The organism is Rhizobium sp. BK008, assembly GCF_014197345.1.
Lineage (GTDB): Bacteria > Pseudomonadota > Alphaproteobacteria > Rhizobiales > Rhizobiaceae > Rhizobium > Rhizobium anhuiense.
This window is the reverse complement of record NZ_JACIFK010000003.1, coordinates 614211-638491: the sequence shown is the minus strand read 5'-3', so window position 1 is coordinate 638491 and position 24281 is coordinate 614211. Positions and strand designations below refer to the sequence as shown.

The following is a 24281-nucleotide window of genomic DNA, read 5'->3' as shown; positions in this document are numbered from 1 at the left end:
AGGTGAGTGCCGCTGCGCCTCCCAAAATAGCGAAAGTGACTGGATTTTCTGCGGCTGATACTTCCGCCACCCCGCTTGCGAGCGATACTGCGAGGCGGCCAGCGGAGAGCGCTATGCTGTCGTCGACGTAAATTCCCACAGACCGATTCAGAGCTGATTGCTTATCATGGGACAGGATATCGAAGATTGCGTCCACCGGGAGAAGACTTTTGGTCAGCAGATCAGAACGTGCCGCCATGCGTGCGTAGGAACTGATCGATGAGTCCGCCGAGACAGCCGTCGCTATGTGGTCGAACTCACCGTTGGCGAGCTCCGAAGCTATGTCGTTTATTCCCAATTGCTTGGTAGTGCGCGTACTTTCCGCGTAAGTTGCGGAGATTGTGTAGGCCATAAACGACTGAACAGCAAATGCCGCTCTGCCAACTTCTTTATTGAATTGATCGAACTCGTTCTTGAGGTCATCGAAACTGAACGTGACACTGAGAGTATTCATCAGGAATTCTCGCGATCTTTTATTGTCTTGCGATAGATGTGGTATAGATGCACAAAAAACAAAATAAAGAATAAGGACGTTAAGATGTTTGCCATGTAAAGATTAAAGAAGCCGCTATCCCTGGACCCTATAAAAAAGTCTATCGCATAACACTTCGCATTTTCGCAGGGCGTAGTTAATCTGTAATCAGAGACATATATGACGAGGCAGGCCGTTATTACTACTGAAGCCGCCACCGATGCGCTCTTTATATTCCTTTCAACCGGGACCTTGCTGAGTCTGTAAAAAAATCCCTCATCAGTCACCTTAGCGCGACGGGCCATCCACCAGGCGATTGGGAAGAAGATCAAAGCGATTACAATCTGCGCAACCAAGAAGATGAGCAGATAGTCAGGGGCTCGAAATCGGTGAAATAACGCGAGAGATGAAATTGTCACCGCGACCATCAGAATCGCGAAAACGCTATCTAAGCTAATAATGCTTCGTCGAAGTAGAATTCGACCTACTAAGAACAGGAAGATCAGAAACAGGACGATGGGGACGGGCCCGATCGGGGAAAGCGGGCTTGCAGGTACAAAATCACCGTTCACGCTCGGATCCTCCATCAATATGACGAGACGACGGAAAATACCGACCATCTCGGTTGCTGCGGGGGCGCATCGCTTTTATCAAATTACCGCTCCTTCATTGCATCGCTCGCCACTTCAACGAGAGGCGAAAACACGTAGGCCAGTATCCGCCTCGAACCGGTTCTGACCTCGGCCGTTGCCGACATTCCCGGTGAAAGCGAAACAACCGCGCCATCCGCCTGCACCGCATTTTGCTCAAGCTTCAGCGTCACCGCGAAAACGAGGTTCTGTGTCCGCTCGGCACCCGCAAACAGCGAAGTTTGCGGTGCGGCAGCAGCGTCTTCCTCTCGGCGCTCGGCGTCCGGCTCCGGAATGGCATCGGTTGCTATTTTGGTGATCGTTGCCGGAACCGTGCCGTATTGGGTGAACGGGAAGGCATCCAGCTTCACCACCGCCGGCTGGCCGACATGAACGAAGCCGATATCGCGATTGGGAACGTAAACCTCGAGTTCCAGTGTGGCCCCTGCAGGAACGACCCTCAGAACCTCTTCGCCAGCCGTCACCACCTGACCTTCGGTGGAGATCGCGGAGGCCTGGACGACGCCGTCGATCGGGCTGCGCACCGTCATTTGCGCCAGTTCGGCGCGGCTCTTTGCAAGGCGCTGTTCGAGATCTTCGGCCTGACGCTCGGCGTCGCCGAGTTTTTCGGTCTGGTCACTGATGAACGTGCTGCGTGCCTTCTCAATTTCGGCACTGAGGACATCGATCCCGGCTACGGCGTCGGCAAGTTGACCCTTTTGGATCGCAAGCTGTGTCCGCTGCGTCTTTAAGGTTTCGGTCGCGTCGATGACGCCGGCGACCGGCCCTGCGTTCTCACCCACGAGCGTGTTACGCATTGTGACCCGCTGTTGCAGCGTATCGACGAGCGACGCCTGCTCGTCGAGTGTATCCTGGAGATGGTCGCGCTCCCCTTCCTTCTGGCGCATTTGGGAACGCAATGACGTCAGCGACGCATCGAGCTGACCAAGCTCGCTAGAGAGAATGGCATCCTCCCGCTTGCGAAGCTGCTCGGGTACGTCTGCCGCCCAGTCGATGCGAGCACCGCGAGGATCATCCGCTGCAGCCGCGGCAACAAGCGCCTCACGTCGGCGCGCGGCTTCTGCCTGAACGGATGCGAGCGCGGTCTCTGCATCCCTTTCGTCGGCAATGGCTTCGGTCGAGTCCAGCTGGAACAGCACGTCACCGCGATGCACTTCGGTCCCATTGGCGGGCGGCAGACCAACGACCTTGCCGCCGTAGAGCGGCTGGACGACCTTGACCCGTCCGACCGGCTGGATCTTGCCCTGTGCCGTCGCGATGATGTCGATCCTGCCGAGATATGCCCAGGCAAGCGCGACGGCCGCAAGCAGACAGATAATCAAAAGGAGCGCCGTTCCGACCGGAGACGGCGGCGTTTCAAGTACCTCGAGTGCAGGCGCCAGGAACTGGTTGTCGGATCTCGACCGTGTAGGCGGAGGCGAGGCAGCGACGGTGCGGGCTGCGACAGTCATGCCGGAACCCTTGTATCGTGCTGCAACGTCCAGAGTCGCGCAAAGAGACCATCCTTCTTTGTCAGAAGCTCGTCGTGCGTTCCCATCTCGACAACCCGGCCATCTGCCATGCCGACAATCCTGTGGCAGTTTCTGACCGCCGCAAGGCGATGGGCGATGATGATCACGGTTCGCCCCTGGACGATGTGGCGCATGTTTTCCTGGACGACGCGCTCGCTTTCATAATCGAGGGCACTCGTCGCCTCGTCGAAGATGAGGAGCGGCGGGTTGGTGGCGAGCGCCCTTGCGATGGCTATGCGCTGCCGCTGCCCACCCGACAGGTTGGCGCCCCGTTCCTCGATGACGGTGTCATAGCCCTGCGGCAGCTTCGATATGAACTCGTCCGCACCGGAAAGCCGGGCCACCGCCAGGACCTGGGCGCGTGGCAATGCGGGATTGGCGAGTGCGATATTCTCGTGGATCGTGCGGTTGAAGAGCAGGTTCTCCTGCAGAACGACGCCAATATGACCTCGCAACCACGCCGGATCCATTTGCGAAATATCCATCCCGTCGAGCAAGACTTGGCCTTCGTTGGCAAGATAGAGCCTCTGGATGAGCTTCGTCAGTGTCGATTTACCTGACCCCGAAGCGCCGACGATACCGACCACCTCGCCTGGGCGGACATGCAGGTTGATGCTTTTCAGGATATCCTGACCGCCGGGGCGGTAGCGGAAACTGACATTCTTGAATTCGATGAGACCTTTCGGAGCGGGAAGGGCAAGCCGCGTTGCCGGGGTTCGCTCCATCGGCGTATTCAGAATGTCGCCGAGACGGTCGATCGAGATCTGGACTTGCTGGAAGTCCTGCCAGAGCTGCGAGAGCCGGAGGACGGGTGCGGTCGCCTGGCTGGCGATCATGTTGAAGGCGACGAGCGAGCCTACCGACAGCTCGCCGTTGATGACGGCGCGCGCACCGAACAGCAACAGCAGCGCAGTCGTAAGCTTGCTGATGTACTGGATGACGTTCTGCCCACCGGCGCCGAGCAGCGTCGTCTGAAACGCGGTCTTCACGTAGGCGGCGAGCTTTTCTTCCCACTGCGCCTGCATGACCGGTTCGACCGCCGCCGATTTGACGGTCTGTATGCCGATGATCGCCTCGACGAGCAGCTGCTGGCTGACCGCGCCACGGTTGAACTTCTCCTTGATCATGTCGCGAAGCGGTGGGCGGACGAGAAAACCGACGAGGGCGTAGAGCGGGATCGAGCCGAGAACGATCAGTGTCAGGCTCCACGAGTAGAGCCACAGGATGCAGAGAAAGACGATGGCGAATACCAGGTCGATTGCGGCAAACAGCCCCTGCCCCGTGAGGAAGTTCCGGATCGTTTCCAATTCCCGGACACGGGCGACCGTCTGGCCTGCAGACCGGGTTTCGAAATAGTCGAGCGGCAAGCGAAGCAGGTGACGGAAAAGCCGTTGTCCCAGCTCGACGTCGATACGGTTTGTCGTGTGCGACAACGCATAGGTTCGCAGGTACTGTAAGACGACATCGAAGAGACCGATGATCGCAATTCCGGCGACCAGAACGAACAGGGTCGAATAGCCCTTGTGCGTGAGAACCTTGTCGACGACCACCTGGAAGAAGAGCGGCGTTACCAGGGCAAAAATCTGAACGAAGAGCGAGGCGACGAGGACATGTGCAAGTGGCTTGCGGTAGCGCCAGAGGGACGGCAGAAACCATTTCAGTCCGAAGGTCCTGGGATCTGTCCCTGCCCCTCCTAATTTCCGGGCCACGAGGAGCGCGCGGGCACCTGTCTCGACAAGCAGCTCAGCCGCCGATAATTCACGATCGGCGCGTGTTACGGGATCAACGACCCTGTATCGGCCGGCAGGGGTCGGTCCGCCGAGAATGGCGAATGTGCCTTCCGGCATATGCACGATCGCAGGAACAGGCAGATTTCTGAGACGCGCTTCGGTCAATTCGCGGACGGCCCTTGCCTTCAATCCGACTGCCGATGCCGCCCGCAGAAGATCCTGCTCGGAAGCTAGTCCGCTGCCAATTGCAAGCTCATGATGAAGCTGGTTCGGATCGGCAGCAATCCGGTAGAAGGCTGCAATTCCGCACAAAGCACGCAGGCCGGAATCCACCGGTTGCGCTGCCGCATTTGCGATGCCAGGGTCGAGACTGCCCATAGAAAATCCCATTGTATTGAATGTATAAATATTGCAATCCGGGTCGAACGAGATGAGGTAAATCCATTACCCAGGCTGGCTTTGAGATCTTTACTTAATTAAGAGGCGATATAGTTTCTGCAATCCTGTATATTCGCTCCGGCGACAACGTGACGTGAAATTCTATCAAAAGGCGCTCAGGCCTCCGGCAGGCTCCACGCTCCAGAGATGCGATAGTTTTCCATGGAAAGGAGAAACACCTACGCATCGCGCGTCCTGCAGCGGACTCGCGCCGTTGTTGAACTCTCGAAGCAGGGCGCACTCCAAAAGCGCGCTAGCTCGCACAAGAATCTTGACTTAATTTGAGATTTTTTGAGGTGCTTTAATCACTGGCGGGGCTCGCTTCTTCTTGTAAAGGGTAGTTACCTTTGGCTTTAACAAAGGCTCCTAAAGCAACCGGCTTTGACTAATCCCGTCGCGCCCTACGCGCAGAAGGATTGGTTACTCCGAGCCCCCGCTCGTCAACGCCAGTTGGTTACTTCATGACTTAGAAGTGGACAGCCAATTCTTGTCAGAAAGACTACCTATGATTTTGTTTTGGTTGCCTCACGTTTAATCGGAGAGAACTATCGGTCAAATCACGGCTCCGTGATAACGTGTGCATTTGGGCCCTGAGGCCATTTTGTCGCATGAGGTCAACGCAACTCTCGTACGAGATTGATCCGTATCCATAGTCTTTGACGATGTTCGGTTGATCGAAGACCGGTTCGACGGAAGGCCGACAGCGCCCTTGTATCCGCGCATCGGGCTTTGTAAAACCAAATTCGGGCGATCCGCTAGATTGTCCTCGCGATATGCGCTTATGGGAGAATCTGAAGGCCAATCCATGCCCTCTATCTTTAACTTCACCGGAACTTCCGGCTTTTAATCTTCTGCGCGAAATCAGGATATGGAAAGAACGTTGATAAGGACCACGGTGACGATCCCCATGTCGATCTCGTGGTTCATTTCCAGTTGAGCTTTTGCCGTTATTGCTTCGCTTATCGGCCCGCGCTCGAATAGATGACCCAATTCGATGGAGACTAAACATGCGTGTGGCTAAGATCGGCATGGGCGTTATACTGCTGGTGACCATTCACTCCGTTTCAGCTTTTGCAGCAAACACCGATCACGCCACGGCAGCGGGTTCCCTCGCCAATCATGACGATGCAGCCATCAACGCGTTTCAGGTCATGTGCACGCTAGAGCCGGAAAGCTTTGATCATATCAGCGCGACAGCGCAGGCGATGCTCATGCGTAAGTCGATTGATAAGACGGAAACGCAGCCTGGAGATATCACGCGTCATCTCGAAGTCTTTGGAGGTACTCTGTCGACTGGCCCCTTCAGCTTACTTGTCGAGAAGATCAGCGGGCCCACTATCGACGCCACAAACTGCGGAGTAGCATCAAATACACCGGATAAACGCGCCTATTTAGATGACCTCGTCAGAACACTTCACCTGAGCCAGAACGGCTCCAGACGAACAGACCTCAATGGCAACCAGGTGACAACGTGGCACGATGTTTACGGCCCTCATACATTTCTCGATCTGACCGATTTGAGGGGGAGCAATGGCGTTCTGGTCCAGCTGCTGCATGCGCCCGCAAAACCTGAATAGCCTGACCATTAATCTACGTGCGAACCGTAATCAATCTGTTGGTTGCGCGGACATACAGCGTCTGGCGCAGTTGAACGGAGTCGAACCGCCGACCACCACTCGTGATAGTTAGGTGATTGGCAAGCAACACGTTCTTCTGTTCCCCCGCCGGAGAAGTTCCCTCCGATACATTATGCGATCTTCTTCGCACAGAATGTGAACACAACGGCAACAGACCGGACGCTGGCCTTGAAAACACTCGCCGTGCCAGAACCGTTGACCCGCTATTTCAGTGTAAGTATTTATGGACGCAACGCAGGCCGCCGCTTCTGCTAAACAAGTGAAGAAGTTAGACGCTTTTTCATGCTGATATCACCAGTCTAGCATTAACAAAACGAATGACGGTTCGACTAGGACCTTTGGCGCATGATACGACCTTCGACCTCGACTTCACCTGTCGGATGGATAACGTGTATATCGTCGCGGCAGCTTGGGATCACCGTTTCGAGATCCGTCAATAATAGCGGATCTAAGGTAATTTACCTTCGTGATGAAAAGCGCTCCCAGTTGTGATACATTTCCATCAGAAGCTGTATCGCGACGGCGCGTCTGAAGGGGGCTCCGATGGCTACGGATTCGTTCGCCTACGACGTATTTGTCTCATACGCTACTGACCCAGACGGCCAGCTGGTCCGCGCAGTCGAGGACCTTCTGGAAAACTTCCATCGCCGCCCTGACGTACCGAAAGATTTGATCACCGAATTGAAGCTGTGCGTCGATGGTCGCGATTTCAAGTTTCCTCGGCTCTCCCCGGGTACCGAACCCACCGATGCTATCGAACAAGTCGTCAGGGGCTACCTTCGGCAATGTAGATCACTCATCGTGTTTTGTGGGCCGATGGCTCATCGCCACCCTTGGATCAATCGTGAGATCGAGTGGTGGGACAAGGAGCGGCCCGATGGGCCAATCTACTTTGCATTTACGCACGGACAATATCCGGACCCCGCCAAAAAGACAGGGTACATGCCGAAGAGCTTGATAGCGCGGGGTGGTCCTGACAACTCCTCGTATTTTGACCTTCGCCGCTTCTATCAAGGACGGCACTGGCTTAATTTTAAGCACCAATACAGGCTATTGGCCCAAACCGTGGCCGGACCCCTGACGCGCAAGAACCGGCCACGTTCAGAGACCAATTCGCATCGAAACAGCAGCAAATATTCGAATTTGCTCAATAACGCATCCGAATGGAAATCGGTCCGATCCTTTGATGATGAGGTATGCAGGATTGCGGCACAGCTCGTTTCCGACAAATTAGAAAAGTCACTGGCTGTTGCCGACCTGACCAACACGTATCTTGCCGCCGATTACAACGCGAGAAAAAGACGTGTATGGCGAGTAGCTACCGGCGCAGTGGTGGTCTTTATCGCGATCAGCACCGCCTGGATGTATCTGGATAGAATGGCGCGAGAACGGCGGGCGTCGGCGTTGGCCGATCAAGCGCAGGCGGAAATCGACAATCGGCAGTATGAACAGGCCATGCGACTTGCGCTCGCTGGCTTACCGCTCGAACGTGACGCGCCATGGGCACCGGGCTGGGAACACCCGACAATTCAGACCCTCTTGGCCAAACTGGCGGGAGCCGCCACCCTCTCAGGATACAGGGCGGAGATTACTGAGGGAGACAACAAAACGCTTACCAGCGCGGCCTTCAGCCGCGACGGCCAACGAATTGTTACGTCCTCGGAAGCAGGGGTCACTTCGCTATGGGATTCTCGATCCATGGAGAAAATTGCGAGTTGTTCCTTCGACAGCGTAATAGCTCCAAAGGACCGCAAGCAAGGCCTCCATAAGGGGAGCCCAGGTTGGATTCGCGACTCGCAATTCAGCGCTGATGGGAAGCGCATTGTCAGTGTCGGTCCATATCGCACTGCTTGGATTTGGAGCGCCCAGGATGATGGTTGTACTCATCCCATTTTACTGTTGGGCCATGAAGATGATGTGAGGACAGGCGCCTTCAGTCCGAACGGTGAGCTGGTGGTGACTACCTCCGACGATGATTCAGTTAGAATCTGGGATTCCGCATCGGGCGCACAACGACTTCAATTGAAAATTCCTGGCACGTCCCTTTCTCCGAGCGATTACACGACGAGCGCGGAATTCAGCCCCGACGGCAGTAGGCTGGTTATCACCAGGTCCGACGGCTTGATAGCGTTGGCCGACACCAGCGATTTCAATGTCGTGGCATTGGAGACTGGCTCCTTCGCCTGGCGAGCACGTTTTAGTCGTGACAGTAAGAAGCTCGTGACGGTGTTAGATAACGGCAACATCGCCATCTGGGATGTCACAGGCCGCTTCAAGATTCCATTACCGAAGCAATTTCAGCCAGTTGTGGACGCGTCTTTTAGTCCGAACGGTCGCCTCGTGGTAACAGCATCAGCCGATGCCTCGGTACGAATATTGGATCTCACCACTTTTACCGAGCGCTTCGTGTTCAGAGGCCATCAAAAAAGTGTCACGCGTGCGGAGTTCAGTCCCGACGGCAAAGAGATCCTAACGTCATCTGCCGACGGATATGCACGCATTTGGACTGCCGAGGGCAATGTCGCCCCTTTGACCGTGAAGGCGCACGCCAAGTCAATAAAACACCTTGAAATCAACCCAGGTGGCAACAGCCTCTTCACCGTGGGTAGCGATCGCACAGCGAAGTTATGGGAATTGCGTGATGGGGATCCAAGACTTCTGAAGGAATTTGGATCCGACGATCACTACGTGATTAGCGCAGCCTTTCATCCGCGAGAACAAAATCTCGTTCTTGCGTACTCCGATGGACGTGTTTCAGTGGTGAGCCAACCGGACGGCAAAGAGATATACTCCGCCGAGATTGGCCTCACCGACAACACATCCGTAAGTTTCGACCCGAGTGGTACGCAGGTCGTGATAGGTGATGATTCAGCCAAGAGCGCGGTCGTCTGGAACCTAAGGACCGGGGAACGCAAGAACCTCGAAGGCTCAAGGAGGATTAGAAGTATCGCGTTTAAGAACGAAACCCTGGTGGCCATGGGATTCAAGAGTGCTGAGCAAGGCGCAAGAGTTGGGATCTGGGACACGTCCTCAACCGAGATGGTTCAGAGTTACCCGCACGATGGGGACGTCCTATCGGTTCATTTTAATTCCGATCATACCCGCCTTGCGACAGCGTCGCTTGATGGAGTGGCCCGAATATGGGGGACTTCCACCGAAGAACCGGACTTGACGCTCTATCACGGCAAGGATGTTAATAGCGCTCGCTTCAGTCGTGATGGATCCCGGATCGTCACTGCGTCGGGCGACCACACGGTTCGAGTATGGGATGCACTGACCGGAAGTCAGATCATCCGGTTTGACATTGAGAGCACCGCACGGGATGCTCTTGTTACCCCGGATGGTGACCGCGTTGTAGTGGCCTCGGATGAGGGCTTTCTGGAAGTGTTTGATGTCTCCTGGACGGCCGATAAGACCGATCTTCCGAGACGCGTCTGCCGGGAAAAGCTTAAGGGCATCGAGTCACAACCGAGAATGGCAAATCAGCCCGCCAACCCACTGTTAGGATCAGACGATATAAATCCTTGCGACCGCTTTCGTTGAAAGAACGCTCTCAGCCTCCGAAAACTAACGCAACAGAGAGCTTCGGAGATAACCGGCGGTGCTTTGTAGCCGCAACGAACCCGCTAGATGCTCGGAGACTCGGTTTGAGTTGCGGTAGAGATCCGTGCATTGAAGCAAAGCGTGAAACCTGTACTTTGAACTTATAGGTAACGAGTCTTTTCCCAATGCTTTCTCGCAATGTGTAAGGTGCAGATGAGCACGACCGACGAAATTTCCCCGCGTCCCTCGCTGACAGCCGCGCCAGTCGCTGTGCGCGATATTCACAAAACGGTTGTGCCGCTCGATAATCCGACGGCGGCGGTGTTGAAGGACATCGAGCGCGACTTGACGGCCTTAACGACAAGCGGCGAATTCATTGAGCTCGAAGCCAGCGTCAATCGCTTCTGTCCGTTCGAGCAATCGGTATGGTTCGAGCCGAGATTCGACACGGGAACGCCTTTCATATCTGCCTAGCCCAAACGGCCACACGCATTTGAAACGGGCGCTGTTGAGGGCATTCCTTCCGGCTTGCTTCGAGGACTATGATGAAGCTGCATCAAAGAGCGGTCAGCGCCTTTTTTTCGCGAGTAAGAAAGCGTCTCAAATAACAACAAATTGTCCCTTCCGTCGAACATGTAACGCGTTGAGATGGCTGTTTTTGCTGCTAGGCGACGTCTAGCCTAAGCGCCTGTATGTCTGGGTCTCGTATGCAACATCTCCATGCCTTCCTGCTCCTCCAAGAGCCGTTCAAGATCGTTGTCCAGCATCCGTCGATCACGCTCAGATTCAAAAGTCAGAATTCTCAACACCAGAATTGGCACTCCCCCGGCTGTCTATCGCTTGAGATTACTGCCCTCACGGTGTTCCTGCACACGATTCTGGGCAATCTTGGAGCCAAAGTAGTGAGCGAACAGGCCAATACCCAGCGCGACCACCGAGCCACCGAAGCCAGGAATGAGGCTTGCTGCGACGGACCCTATTACTTGGGCCACCGGCTCCAATCCTGACGACCCCGCCAGCCGATTTGTGAGAAAATCGAAAACAGTACGAGCCGTCGTACCCGTGACAGGCTGGCTGGCAATCAATGCCTGAAGCTTGGACAAGTCAGGGAGACTTCCGGCGTCGATACTCTTCAGCACATCGGAGATTATTGGAGTACCTTTCCGAATTTCGTCGAGCAGCGAGATCGAATTTGGAGCCGTGGGGTTTGCCAAATAGGTCTGTAGTTGTGCAAGGATTCCGCCGAATCCCGGGGCAGGAGTTGTCGCTCCGCCGCCGGCCGTGACTGCTGTGCTGTTTCCAATTCCTAGCACTCCGAAAATTCCTGAAATCCAGCCCAGTAGCTTTGTGCGGCGGGCGTCTATAACCGTCGCCGAGCCTTCCTTCACAAGATCCGCCTCAGTCGCATTCAGCCTCGACCTATCAAGCGGCCGCGAGGGCGCATTGTTGAGTGCGACCATCGTGGCGGAGTCCGCGATGCCCGTGACCGTAATGCCGTTGTCCAATTGAAAGGCACCGACAGCCGCGCGGGTCAGGGTGCCGTACACCCCGTCAACGGCACCAACGCTGTAACCAGCCTCCTTCAGCATTTGCTGAAGCCCCCGGACTGCCTCGCCGCTTCCCCCAAACTGAAGGATCATTGAAGTACCTCCCCTGGCCGTCCAACCCGCGTCCAATGGAGCGGTGACGACTGAGAGTTCCTTGTCGTACGCGATTAGTTCGTGTTGCTTGATCAAGCGGATGAGTTTTTTCCCATAGTCGGGGTCGGTTGCGTACACGCCGGTGAGTGCATTGCAGAATGCTACCGAGTCGTCCTTAACCGCCATCGCTTTTCGGTAATAAGAAGACGTCCCTAGTAGGCGCCCGTGCTGCGAGAACGCCTCGTCGAAGTTTGCGAACTTTTTGAAGCGTGCCGTAACCGTGACTCTCTTGCCGTTTAGGACTTCACCTGTCCGCGCGAGAACATAGGGCTCGCCTTCCTTCGCTTTGATGCCAAATGGATTGTTCGATCCCGGCGGCATGCGCTTGCCACCCGCGCTTTCAAGGACAAATTGCGCAAGAGTCACGGAAGCAGGAACGCCCCATATGCGATCCGAAGCTTGCGCTGCCGTGATAACCGCGGAAACCAAACCGATCTCGGGTATCTCGTTAATGACATCGTCGGTTGGTGCCGAAGTTCTGCCAAATGTATCCTCATCTGTGTCGTCAACGATCGCCCCGAGACTTATTCCAGGCCGTCGAACACTGTCCGGTGGCGGTGGCGGGGCGGTTTCCGCCCCTGACCAAGCCGCGATGGTCGCGGCGACGTTTTCCGCCCAAGCCTCGTCTCCCAGGGGTGGATATTCACCTCGCAACAATGTCTCAATCGATGTACCGCTGTATTGAAGGTGCGGCAGTTCCCAACTCAGTGGCTCTAGATTATTCGCACGCCCAATCGAATGCAGCCTCTCCCACCACTTGTTGAACTTTCCCTTCGACGACCAACTCCAATTCCCGTCAATACGAAGGACGAAATCAACCGCCAAGCCGTACTGGTGATAGGACGACCAAGGACGGGCCTTGGTGACGATATCACCTGGCGCCGTCCTCCCCTGAGCGTACAGCATCCTTTGACGTTCGGGCGTGCGGTAAGCTTCGAAAACCTCAAACGGTATCTCCTCTGCCCGAAGCTGGGCGATCACGCGATCCACGGCATCGCGTACAACTGGATGAAGGACCCGAAGGTCAGCTAGACGTGCGGCATCCGAAGACATTGACTTGCCCCTACACTTTCAATGCGATCTGTTTGCTGATGTGCCCCTATTGGTTGAATATACTACAGGTGCAATATAAATCCAGTACAATCTTTGATGCGATCAAGTATTATCGTCTACTGCTCCCTCAATCCCTTGCAACCCCTCGTCGCGTACAGCTTTTCTTCGGATAGGCGGAGTTCTGATGACCGTCTCTCCTGCATCCTGTCTATGACCGCAGGATTGATATCAGCTGATTGAAGTCCGAAATGTTTTGCCGTTCGCATTCACCGGCCGAGTCCTGCTTTTCGGTGAGAAGGTCGTCTACGACGTGCCGTGCGTTGGCGGATAGCGCCCAGTTCATAGGCACCGCCATTGAACACAGATCGACCGTCAAGACTTTTGTCGGCACTCCCCCGGCTTGGGTCGGAGCGAAGCGATATAGAAGCGTCTTCAATCGTTCGCCGTGAGCGGCCCGGCTTCGATAGAGGCCCTGGATGGGGCCGAACAGATCGGGCGCTATGGTAGATAGACCGCCGTCTTTTCCCGGACATCCTGATTTTGGGGATTGGTCTCGACAGGCGATCGGAGTGGACGGACCCGCGACCGCGCCAACCGCGTCAGGCGTGAACGGTGGATTGACGCCATCGTTGGAGATCAGCAGGAAAATAGGCTGTATATTGTCAGTCGAGGCCACTCCACCCGATGCCACCATGCTTTGGGCAAGGCCCCTGGCAACTTCGACACCCGCCGCGTCAAAGTAGCCACCATCGACGATATGCACCGCGTCCACGTGATGAGGCATCACGGGGTTTGATATTGTGCCACTTGAACTGACGTAGGGGAACCGTGCTCCATTTAATATGGCGGTCGACAAGCGGACATCGGTTCCGGCGATGTAATGGAAGTCCCACGCATCAATCGCGTTGCCGACTTGGATGTTGCTGGTTAGAACGGGGCGACCATCTTCCTGGAGTGCACCGCCAATCAGCCATGCCGGAATCCAAGCCTTTCTCGATGGCTGCGACCAGAGCGATAGGAAGTCCGTCGAAAACTTCGAGGGGTCGTCACAAGGAATAGCTTCGCAACGCTTCCTCCATCCGTATTCCCAACCTTTCTCAAGTGCTTCCGACCTATCGGGAAGCACCGAGATGGGCACGAACCGTTGGAGTAAATCCGGGAAGAGCATTCCGGCGAGCGCGGGGCTCAGATAATCATCTCCCACAAAGGAAGATACAGCCTGCCTCAACGTTACGCCGCCTGCCGCTATAGCAGCTCCGGTTTTCTGATCCTGGATGCTGGAGAGAAAGCCCGCGACACCGAGACTCCCCCCCGAAATCGAGCTGATCGCAAACACATGCTTGGAGAACTCGCCCTTGCTTTCCATTTCCAGTTGGGACAGGACGGCTGCCGTCCAATAACCAGCTCGGGAAGCCCCACCCTCGCTGGCCACAAAGATCAGTGGGATTGGCTTTTCGGTTTTTATGGGAAATTGCGCTCGCCAGGTCTTGTAGGCCTGGTCGAGAGTTGGCCGCCCAAGTATCGCGGCACGTTGAACCGCCGCGCTGGACCGCGACCGCCTAACTTCGTGATTGTCGACCCAATAGCTGAAAACGATCACCAACAACAGGAGCGTGATTCCAATACGAAGATGATATCGGCCGCCTATAAGCAGCAGAGTTGTTAGAATGGGTATGAACAAAGCACATGCCGTTAAGACGACTGCGGCAGGACCAAAGAAGACGGGAAGCCTGACAGGGTCCACTATTATCACGGCCATTGCGATTATAGCGTAGGCGATTCCGACCCCTAGAACCGTACGACGCAGATTCGTAAGGGAAATCTCCAAGGCAGCGGCGGCTTTTGGACGACCGTTCTTTTGCAGACGCTCCGAGGCCCGGTGCATGGCTTTTGTAAGTGGTAGGCGGGCCCACGACAGAATAAAGAACGCAAGGCCGAGCCCTGCCAAGAGCCACGCCAGCCAAGCGTTAGCTGAGTTCACGCGCCACAATGCGATAAAGAGCAAAACAAAAGGGATAAGCCCGAGTAACCTAGGCGCCCAGGTCAGGTAGTATCGATACCGCCATTCCTCACGGGGACCGAATTCCGTTTCGACTATGACCCGCGCCCAAAACCACGCTTGAAATGCCAGTACGACCACCGATAGGCAGAGCCAGAAAACTTTGGCATCAAACCCCGTGTGCTCGGAGCCGATATCGGTAACCGTCCGGATGAGGTCCTGACCTTGCCCCATCCAAGCCAAGATCGAACCTACCGCGGTGGTAATCGCAAAAATCGGAAAGAACCCACGGGTTCTGAATAGAAGGTCGGAGATGCCCTCCGCCACTGTAGTTCTTCTAGGTCGGGTCGAAGTGTCCATCGAAGCGTCCGCGTAGAGAGCATTGACCGTTCTCAAAGCCACGCAATACAAATTCATCTTTGGATACTTATGTGCGGCCGGCCAATATTGGTTAACGATCTAATTTCAAACTGGACAGTCGGTATGCCAAGTGTATTTTATATTATTCCACAACCACCGGAATGCAAACAAAAAGTTGCTTGTGAAAACAACCCCGAGAGAATCGTGTTTAGATACGATAAGCTCACAGCGGTATAACACCTCCACAAGGAATGGTTGAATGCACATATAAAAAGTGCATCAATGATGATGGATAGCGTGCTCCAATACTCTTTCGGGCGAATACTTGCCATGTCTGGTGACCGGGACATGGCAGTTCAGAACGGTAAGGGGGTACCTGGAGCCTAACCCTTCGGGAATTGGCGTCGGGCGACTTACTCTTCGACGATCAGTTCTTCGCCACGTACTGCGATCGATTTGGCCGGAAGGCGACAGCTCGGAATCACTCCCTGCACGTCTCTTGCTAGAGATCAGTCAGGAGAGCATAATTTTAGAATGTCAATAACATGTCAGTTTGCGGATTCCAAAGAGGGAGGGGGACCCATGCGACAAGAGCTCGACCCACGCGAGCTAGTCCTTTTTGCGAAACGGCCTGGTGATATCTAATCCCTTCTATAGAGTGTGACTGTTATTGCGTTTGTCAGTTTTCAAAGGCGATCGATCGGACGCCGGCTACTCGATCGCATCTTCGGCTTCGACTTTTTTATCTCATACTCATGGAAAGATGGTGGGACATACGCAAGAAACCTGGCACACGCCCTCGAGAAGGAAGGCTTCGAGGTATTCCTCGATCGGGAAGACTATTCATCAGGCGACAGCTGGAAGGAGGTTGGACGTTGGACCTTATGGCGGACCGCTCAGCTTGTTCTTGTGGCGACCCCCGAGGCCCTCGATTCAAAACCCGTTGAGCGGGAAGTCCGCTTATTTCAGAAATCAAAACGCCGCATTGTACCTATCGAGTTCAACGGTTCTTTAGGGCTGGGTTCCACAACGCGTGTCGGAAACCTTCTCAAGTCAGATGTTCTCAGGCTCAGCGAGCCGTGCTGCGCAGACACTCCTGCCGACGTAACGATTAAAGAAATTCGCAAAACATTCACTCTCACGAGGCAAGACAGAAAAAGGAGTCGCATCCTCCTGATCGTGGCGGCCACCATGATGGTGCTGGCTGCAATCGGAGCAAGCATGGCTGTGATTGCGGAAAACGCGCGAACAAAAGCAGAAGAAAGTGCAACAAGGGCATTGGCGCAGCTTTTTCGAGCGCGGCCTACAGCTTGGTGGAGCGTGATCCTACATTCGCCCTGCGCCTATCTCAGCACGCATTGACATAATAACAACACCACAGCATATATCGCGCTTCTTAAGGCGTTCAATTCGGGAAGCTGGCTTTATTCTCAGCGTATAGATGCAGCGATTGACGGTGATTTCGCTGGAGACGGCAAGAGCTTCGCCTGGACAGATGGGAAGAAGATCATCCTTCGCACGTTGGATGGCGCGTCTATCGGCGAATGGCCCGCTCAAGCGGACCACGTGCTGTTCGACGAAAATGGCAATCTGGTGTCATGGTCCCCATGGGAGGGACCAGGATCCGAGGGCCGAGTCGACATTTGGGGCAAGGATCGTTCGCTCAAGGGGCAATTCAGAGGACCGTTGATTTCAGCCGAGCGATGTGGCTCGAGCAGAATTGCCTTCTTGACGTTTCAGCGGGGCAAAAGAGATGAGCGTGAGGTCGCACTCCATCGAATGAACACCACCGACAGCCAATCGACTTTCGTCAGCCTGCCAGGTTTCGTCGATGGACTCCGGGCGTCGATCGGGTGTTCAGCCGATGGCAATATAGTTGCCCTTGCTGGACCACTCTCACGAACGCTTTATGTTGTGAAAGAGGGGCAAGCTGAAGCAACATCCCATGCCTGGCAGGGCAGCGGCCGACCGATCGATGTGCTGGTTGAGCCGTCCGGGCAGTTCGCTCTTATTTACCTCGTATCCGACCGCGAGGGTGCCAACGATGCGATTGCTGTTGTTCCGCTCGAAGGCGATGCCCCCGCAAGCAGAATCGACCTTGGGCGTTCAGCTGTGGGTGACGAACCTGGCGGGCTGCTCCTATCGCTTGGCAGGAATCGAGTACTTGCTGCGTCGACCGGAGGCTGGACTGTCGTTGTTGATTTGACTGACGAAAAGCCTGCCGTCCTGGAAAAAGCCGGTCGAGCTGCTGACCGCCTTGCCGGTTCAGTCCACACCGGCGAATTTGTTATTGGACAGCGCTCAGGCCTTGCTACGATCTACAATGCATCCGGTTTTCAGATTGGCCGACTGCTGGGGTCCTCTTCCTCAGACGGTCTCAATCCTTCCTTCTCTAGATTGGTTGTCAGCTCGGATGGCCAGACGATATTAACAATCACTAGGGATGCCGGTCTGCGTCTCTGGAGCCGCCCGGAATATCCACTTTTGATTGCACGAGCTTCTAATGCTGAGCTTATTGACGATAAGCTGCCAGCTAATCTTGCTGCCCGCCTTAGCGTACTGGTCGGTCCGACACAGACCCTGACAGCGAAGCAATGCGAGGGTACTAGGTCGATCGTTATCGACGGCTACGGCGAGATGAAATTATGTTTCGAATTCGGAGGGCGCACTGAACTGATGAGCCCAGGCCTGACCGATGCAGATATTGAATTAATAGCCAGTTCCAGCGAGCCTGGTGACATAGCGGCATGGTACGGGGCACGCGCCACCCAAATGTTTGTTATGTCACCCACTCGGATACTGGATTGGCTGAACGCGACCAAAATTCAACCGTGGTCTCCGACCATCGGCGAAATGGAGGAACTCGTCCAATAAATTCTCAAAGGCCACCAACCGTTAGGCGGGTTCCCACCGGGCAATGACGACTCTGACTCAGCCAGCCCGTGCGCAGCAGCTGAGAACGGGGCCCGTCGTGGGCCCAATAATTGATTGTCCAGGCACACGTCAGACTGCTGCTCAATTTACAACCCGTTACGTACCGAACCGCTCCGGCGGCTGATGGCATTTTGCTGCTGCAAATCTGCTCTGTGGAAACGATTCTAGCAGTTTCGGCGATGCCAATGAGCTACGTCCAAAAGTAGGATTGGTTACCGCGGAGCCGCTGATCGAAGTGGAATCGCGCGCAATCAAACGGTTGCAATATCGGAACAAAGTAAGCACAAAGATATTGAAGTTTTCATCCTTTGACAGTATTTATGAAGAATTGCATCTTCCGCGATATAAGGGAGTTTCCGATGGCTGACCGTCGCCACATCTTTATCAGCCATCACCATGCCGATGACGCGCTTGTCACAAACCTTACGCGCATGCTCGGACGGACTGGTTACGAGATCCGCAACAGTTCTATTCGCGCCAAACCAGCCAATCAACGCCGCCTCGATGAAGGACAGGTTCCCGAGCGCACGCTGAAGCGCCTGTTGCGTATGAAAATGTCTTGGGCATCCACGGTCGTATTGCTGATCGGCAAGGATACACACAAGCGCCCCTGGGTCGACTGGGAGATCAAAAAGGCGAACGAGTTGGGTAAGCGGATCGTTGGCGTTTATGAGCGTGGCGGCACCGAAAACGACGTGCCTGAGGCATTCAATAAATACGGCGATGCACTAGTATGCTGGAATTCGGCGAGCGTAATCGATGCCATCGAAGGCAAATGTGATCCGTTTGAGGGGCCTGACGGCGCGCCGCGCCAACCAACTAACTATACTCCTCGTAGTAACTGCGCCGCCTGATGACGAACGTATATGTCTATGCTGTGAGTTATGACTTGGGGTTTGCACCCAATCCGTTTGGCGGGCTGTGCAGCTTGGCATGCTGCAAGCCGAAGATCCGTGAGAAGGCCGTCCATGGCGACTGGATCATCGGACTTACGGGCGTCAAGATCAAACCTGCTATGCGCTGTATCTTCGCAATGGTCGTCACAAGTAGTACCAATTTCGACGAATACTGGGGACATCCCGATTTCATCACGCGACGTCCAGTGCGCAACGGGACGCCGAAGAAGCAGGTTGGTGACAATATTTACCGTCGCGACACACCCGCTTCGCCGTGGCTTCAGGAGGATTCAGCCCACAGTCAGGTTGACGGCACGCAATGCCTACTGAACACCGCCCATGACACACGGATCAACAGGGTCCTGCTTTCCAACAAATTCGTTTATTTTGGCTCTTCGGCGCCGTCAGTGCCGCAACCAGTTCGTGAAGCTTTGCAGTATTCACGAAATCCGCGAGACTATCGCAAGTTTGATGCGGCCCAAGCCAAGCCACTCATAGACTGGCTCGCTCCCGAGATCGAAAGACATCCCAATCAGGTGCTTGCCGACCCTATTAATTTTGCTTCAGGCGCTAAACGTTTCTCCTCAACGCTGCAGCGTATGATCTGAGTACCACCGCATCACGGCCAGCGCTGCGGTTTTTTTGCTTTTACCTCACCTGAAGGACTTCCACTCCGCGCCCTTTGAGGTAAACGGCTCAAGGGGTCAGGTGACCGCCTGGTGGTCCGGCCGTATTATGGCCAGCAGGGGCCTGCGTGCACCTTGAGCTTTACGCGGCTAGAGCCTTAGGTTCTGGACGAATAAAATCACGACAAAAGTCGTGGCGTTCGCAACATAGGTTGTCAGCAAGATCAGCTGTGGCAGGCCAAAAGATCACACACATTTATAGACTTGTGGGTAATTTCGATTTGCTTGGCAGGCACAAGAATCGGGCAATCATAGATCTTTACTTTTTGGTAGTCTGGCCTAACCTGAGGTTTTAAGAACTCACTGATTCTTCGCGTTCTCGTTGATTGAAAATCTGTTCCAACAAAGAAATGCCGCAAAAGCCATGCCGTCCTATCGAAACATCAGTTTTGCTTCGGTCTCAAGCGTCCAGGAGCTTTTGCTCAATGGAGCGGACGTCATTGTCAAAGAGCGTCAGACGAAAGAGCTGATTGCAAGGAGCACGCGACTGGAGCGGCCGCTTGAGCGCTACCTGTATGTCCCGAAACGTCATAACGACATTGTTGCGCAATTCGCGGAGAGCATGTGGGTGCTGGCGGGCAGAAATGACATAGCCTGGCTCAAGAAATATCTCCCGCGGGCACCGTTGTTTTCCGACGATGGGAAAACATGGCGGGGAGCTTATGGCCCGCGCCTGCGGTGCTGGCGCAGCGTCGACCAGATCGACGCGGTGCGAAAGCTTTTGCTAGCTGATCGGACAAGCCGCCAGGCAGTCATGACCCTGTTCGACCCCGCCCTTGATTACGAGCCATCCAAGGACATCCCCTGCAACAACTGGCTTGGCTGGATCATCCGCGTAGATCGGTTGCATATGTCTGCAGCGCTGCGCAGCAACGACGTATGGTGGGGTTTTTCGGGAGCCAACGCGTTCGAGTGGAGCATCCTTCATGAGATGATGGCCTACTGGTTGGACGCGGAGGTCGGCCAGGCGGATTATCTCGCTATGTCGTTCCACCTTTATTCCGACCACTTCGACCGCGGCGGACAGATGGTGAGTGGCTTCCATGGGCTCTCCCCCTACGATTTCGGGGTACACCGGGCGGCCTTCGCAACCCCTTGGGATAGGTTCCAGTCGAAGCTCGATCGTTGGTTCGCGATCGAGGCTAAGATTTCCGCGCGACCTGACGCGCCACTTGGAAGTTTCGGGCAGGTCGGCGACCCGTTGCTCGACAGCGGCCTGACGCTAGTCCATATCGCCCAAGCGCACGCGCTGTGGGGCGAAGGGCGATTGGCCAGTGAAATGGCGCAATTGCCTGCCTGCGACTATGCCGCCGCGCTTTACGAGCAGTATGGCCGCATATATCCGAGTCTTCTGCAAGCGGTCCCGCAGGGGCCCATTGCGGATTATCTCGCCGCTCGGTCGCGTAGCAGCGCCGACATGATTGGCGACTTCAAGGCGGCTGTCAAAAAACTGCACGCCGAGAAGGATCGCGCCTATGGCGGAGCGTGGAAAAAGCGGGGCGAGCTAGTCAGCATCCAGCCGAACATTGCCCGCAAAGTGGACCGCCTCGACACATTGTCCACGACCGGAGCGGGCCTCACCGGCGAGACAGCCCTGGACACCGCCGTGGACTTGTTCGTCTATGTAGAGAAATACCGCCTGTTCCTTGTCGAGAGCCTGCCTGCTGGCGCGCTTGTGCCGGCAGACGCGCCCGTCCCTCTCAGCAGCCATGAGCAGAACTTCAACACATTGATCGACCTGCTAGAACTTAAGCCACCCACTCGCCCCCTTGCTGAGACAATCAAGGACGTGAACACGGCTTTTGACGCCTGCTGGCATGGGGCTGAAGACCGCGCCGCGCCGGAGGAAAAACTCATACTGGCAACTACTCTATCGGGATACGCTGCCGAACTGCTCGCACTGCTCGTTCACGGCAACAGGCAGGCCCTGGTCGCCTTTCTTCAAACCGGAACCACCACATGAGTCCCGAAGATCTTACAAAACTTACGCTAAAGCTGCGCGAAGCCGTCACCGAACGGCGGCCGGGTTCGCGGGTGGCCATTGCCGGCTGGTCTGCCGCTGCCTTTGACGTTGCGGCGGACCCGGTCTTCACTTCAGGTGCGGCCGAACTGGTCGGCATCTTTGCCGGGGAAGGCGGAGCGTCGGTTAAGCCGCTCAAGGAGCTACCTGCCCACTTTCCGGATATCCTGGTCATCGCCGAGGACGCAGGGAAGGAGCCGATCCTCGAAGCCATCGCTTTAACGCTGTCGCCCAACACGAAAATCGTGATCGGCGGCTTCTCACACTTTGAGTTTAGTGATCCCGTATTTGATAAGATCAGGCGCGACGTCTTCATTCCGTCCTTCGCCAACGGCTATCGGCACAGTCTCGTCCATATCTACCAATGCCTACAGAACGCACACCGTCGGGGCCTCAAGGGGTGCGTGGCGGAGTTCGGCATGTTCAAAGGCGGAACCACAATGTTGATCTCGCGCTTCATTGAGGCGCTTGGGGCCGACTGGAAGGTATACGGATTCGACACGTTCGACGGCTTCCCAGACAAGCGTAGCCCACTCGACATGTACTACCATCCCGATTGTGTATTCCGGGACGTGGACATGGTCAAAGCCGTCTTCGGCGGCCGCAACGTGGAGGTGGTCGAGGGTGACGTGGTGGAGACCGTGTCCCACCTTGCCGCCGAAGATCTAGTGCTTTCTTTCGTGGATACCGACAATTTCACGTCGGCAGAGGCGATCATTCGTGTCATAGCTGATCGGACCCAAACCGGGGGCGCGATTATTTTCGATCATTGGACGGGACACGATCGCCACATCGACACTATTGGTGAGAGAATAGCCGCAAAACAGCTCGCGGCCGACACACGATACTTCAACCTGCATGGCACCGGTGTATTCTTGAGGCAGTTATGAACCCTTCCCCGACCCACTTCAGCCGACGCAGTCCGCCCCAGCTACGCAACGGAGTTTATGAGCTCTACTGGACGTTCGCATCACGGCGACAATCGGCCTTCGAGGCGCGACTGGCCGGACAGAGCCAGCCTTGGACGTCCGACCCAATTCTGCAGGTTTATAAGTTCTGTAACGTTTTTCGGGCGGCTGACCGCGTGTCTCAGTTCATGATCAAGGACGTGGCGTACGGACAGGACGCCGAAACCACCGCCCGCGATCGAGTGTTCCAGATTACCGCCTTCCGCACCTTCAGCAACATTGCCACGTGGGAATCGGTAACCTCCGAACTCGGAGGATCACCACGTCTCGATCACCTCCGCTCAGGCGAATTCGAGCGGGCTCTCGATCGAGTCAAGGCGCAGAACGGCGGGCTCTACACCGGTGCATTTATCCTTTGCGCCAACAAGGCGTTCGGTTTCGACGAGAAGCACCGCAACCACGTTGCGCTCTTCAAGCACATGTTCCTCGATCACGCCTGTGCCGAGCGGGTACTACAGGCGCCATCACTGGAAGCCGTCGTGGAATTGTTGCAGGGCTTTCCGCTGATGGGACCGTTCATGGCCTATCAGACTGCAATCGACCTCAATTACTCCGAACTGCTCGACTTCAGCGAGGACGACTATACTCAAGCCGGCCCAGGCGCGCTGCGTGGACTGAAGAAGGCCTTCACCAATCTTGGGGATTACTCGCCGGCGGACACCATCCTCTGGATGGTAGATCGGCAGGACGAGGAATTCCGACGGTTAGGCCTGTCCTTTCGAGGTTTGTTCGGCCGCAGGCTGCATGGTATCGATTGCCAGGGCCTATTCTGCGAACTCGACAAATATTGCCGCGAGGCGGTTCCCCAACTGACCAGCGCGCGCAGCCGGATCAAAGCGAAATACTCAGGGTCGGAGCGAAATATCGACCTGTTCTTTCCTCCCAAATGGCAACTTCCTTCGTCGGGTGTCATTCGCGGATCGAGACCTATGTCTGGTGAGCGTAAGCGTAGGCAGGCAATGGTCGCGCCGCTCAAATCTCCAAAAGAGGTTCACGAAGAGCTCGCCATTGCAGATCTTTTTGCCTAACCACTACTGAATAGCGACTCGACCTGCGCACTGGTGAAATGCTCCTCGCGCCCATTCTTGCTTTCGAGAAACCTGATGATGTGGTTGCTGTAGTCAGCATTGCGAAACACCGCCGTCTCGCGCTCGGGTCGCGCGACAAGCCCGTCAAGCACGCGCCCCTGCGCTTGTTCCAGCGCTCGAACTCCCCAGTAGCTCCCTCCGGATCGCCGGCATTCAGCGTTTGAGTCAGAGTCGCGCTCGAAATAGCGCCGGTGTTGAACTGCCAGGAGACAAGCTCGTCAAACTGGTTTTGTGATAGTGTAACACCTTCACCTCCCGGGTGATATCACGCTCGAACTTCGCGAGGTCGTTGCGGAAAATATTGATCGCTTCACTGAGCGAAATCTTCATTCCAGAACTGGGCCGAGGCGCTCCGGTGGCAGCGGTGTGCCCGACTCCGACTTCTTCGAACTCGCGAGATCACACTCAGGTCGCTGCAAAGCCGCGCGGTTAATTACTCTTCCGAGCCGGAGGTTGTTGGCCCCTCTGACGTTGCGAACGTCATACGCCGCACGAATCCCTTGGAGCGGAACTGTTCCGGTTGCGGCCACGGTGCCTTTAGAAAGCGACACTTCGAC

General features: G+C 55.5%; 16 protein-coding genes. 10 read left to right on the top strand and 6 right to left on the bottom strand.

From position 1 onward, the window contains the following. Positions 1 to 492: 492 nt before the first annotated feature. From FHT69_RS17640 to FHT69_RS17630, 3 genes are all read right to left on the bottom strand, one after another. Complete coding sequence (locus FHT69_RS17640; protein WP_181293369.1) at positions 493 to 1083, bottom strand: hypothetical protein; 591 nt, start codon at positions 1081 to 1083, stop codon at positions 493 to 495. An 83-nt stretch (positions 1084 to 1166) separates the two neighbouring features. Further along, complete coding sequence (locus tag FHT69_RS17635) at positions 1167 to 2612, bottom strand: HlyD family type I secretion periplasmic adaptor subunit (protein WP_183905725.1); 1446 nt, start codon at positions 2610 to 2612, stop codon at positions 1167 to 1169. Then, positions 2609 to 4780 (bottom strand): peptidase domain-containing ABC transporter, encoded by a 2172-nt coding sequence (locus FHT69_RS17630; RefSeq protein WP_183905724.1) that lies wholly within the window; start codon positions 4778 to 4780, stop codon positions 2609 to 2611. The genes FHT69_RS17635 and FHT69_RS17630 overlap by 4 nt, the downstream gene beginning before the upstream one ends. 1067 nt (positions 4781 to 5847) lie before the next feature. Here FHT69_RS17630 and FHT69_RS17625 point away from each other — a divergent pair. The 3 genes from FHT69_RS17625 (at position 5848) to FHT69_RS17615 (ending at position 10494) form a co-directional block, all read left to right on the top strand. Next, on the top strand, positions 5848 to 6417 hold the full coding sequence (locus FHT69_RS17625) for a hypothetical protein (RefSeq protein WP_183905723.1): 570 nt from the start codon (positions 5848 to 5850) through the stop codon (positions 6415 to 6417). Between the two features lie 603 nt (positions 6418 to 7020). Then, positions 7021 to 10020 (top strand): PQQ-binding-like beta-propeller repeat protein, encoded by a 3000-nt coding sequence (locus FHT69_RS17620; RefSeq protein WP_183905722.1) that lies wholly within the window; start codon positions 7021 to 7023, stop codon positions 10018 to 10020. A 213-nt stretch (positions 10021 to 10233) separates the two neighbouring features. Next, positions 10234 to 10494, top strand: coding sequence for a hypothetical protein (locus FHT69_RS17615; RefSeq protein WP_183905721.1), 261 nt, complete (start codon positions 10234 to 10236; stop codon positions 10492 to 10494). A gap of 359 nt (positions 10495 to 10853) precedes the next feature. On the opposite strand, the gene FHT69_RS17610 is transcribed toward FHT69_RS17615, so the two are convergent. Beyond that, positions 10854 to 12773 (bottom strand): glucosaminidase domain-containing protein, encoded by a 1920-nt coding sequence (locus tag FHT69_RS17610; protein WP_183905720.1) that lies wholly within the window; start codon positions 12771 to 12773, stop codon positions 10854 to 10856. 208 nt (positions 12774 to 12981) lie between these two features. Beyond that, on the bottom strand, positions 12982 to 15099 hold the full coding sequence (locus FHT69_RS17605; RefSeq protein WP_183905719.1) for a hypothetical protein: 2118 nt from the start codon (positions 15097 to 15099) through the stop codon (positions 12982 to 12984). A 693-nt stretch (positions 15100 to 15792) separates the two neighbouring features. On the opposite strand from FHT69_RS17605, the gene FHT69_RS17600 reads away from it, so the two are divergent. The 7 genes from FHT69_RS17600 to FHT69_RS17570 all read left to right on the top strand — a co-directional run bounded on the left by FHT69_RS17600 (position 15793) and on the right by FHT69_RS17570 (position 23664). Further along, positions 15793 to 16494, top strand: coding sequence for a toll/interleukin-1 receptor domain-containing protein (locus FHT69_RS17600; protein ID WP_183905718.1), 702 nt, complete (start codon positions 15793 to 15795; stop codon positions 16492 to 16494). Between the two features lie 417 nt (positions 16495 to 16911). Further along, positions 16912 to 18006, top strand: a complete 1095-nt coding sequence (locus FHT69_RS17595; RefSeq protein WP_183905717.1) for a hypothetical protein — start codon at positions 16912 to 16914, stop codon at positions 18004 to 18006. A 419-nt stretch (positions 18007 to 18425) separates the two neighbouring features. Beyond that, a complete protein-coding gene (locus tag FHT69_RS17590) occupies positions 18426 to 18920 on the top strand; it encodes a TIR domain-containing protein (RefSeq protein WP_183905716.1) in 495 nt (164 codons plus the stop codon). Then, a complete protein-coding gene (locus FHT69_RS17585) occupies positions 18920 to 19570 on the top strand; it encodes a hypothetical protein (protein WP_183905715.1) in 651 nt (216 codons plus the stop codon). Before FHT69_RS17590 ends, FHT69_RS17585 begins: the two co-directional genes overlap by 1 nt. Positions 19571 to 19970: 400 nt before the next feature. Beyond that, positions 19971 to 21611 carry a thymidylate synthase gene (locus tag FHT69_RS17580; RefSeq protein WP_183905714.1) on the top strand — a complete coding sequence of 547 codons (1641 nt, stop codon included), beginning with the start codon at positions 19971 to 19973 and terminating at the stop codon, positions 21609 to 21611. After that, complete coding sequence (locus FHT69_RS17575) at positions 21608 to 22558, top strand: TylF/MycF/NovP-related O-methyltransferase (RefSeq protein ID WP_183905713.1); 951 nt, start codon at positions 21608 to 21610, stop codon at positions 22556 to 22558. Before FHT69_RS17580 ends, FHT69_RS17575 begins: the two co-directional genes overlap by 4 nt. After that, positions 22555 to 23664: a nucleotide kinase domain-containing protein gene (locus tag FHT69_RS17570; protein ID WP_183905712.1), complete on the top strand. Its 1110-nt coding sequence runs from the start codon at positions 22555 to 22557 to the stop codon at positions 23662 to 23664. Before FHT69_RS17575 ends, FHT69_RS17570 begins: the two co-directional genes overlap by 4 nt. Here the strand turns inward: FHT69_RS17570 and FHT69_RS34275 are convergent. Then, the gene (locus tag FHT69_RS34275; protein WP_312865547.1) at positions 23609 to 23908 is read right to left on the bottom strand and encodes a glycoside hydrolase family protein; all 300 of its coding nucleotides are present in this window, start codon (positions 23906 to 23908) and stop codon (positions 23609 to 23611) included. The genes FHT69_RS17570 and FHT69_RS34275 overlap by 56 nt on opposite strands. Between the last annotated feature and the right edge of the window lie 373 nt (positions 23909 to 24281).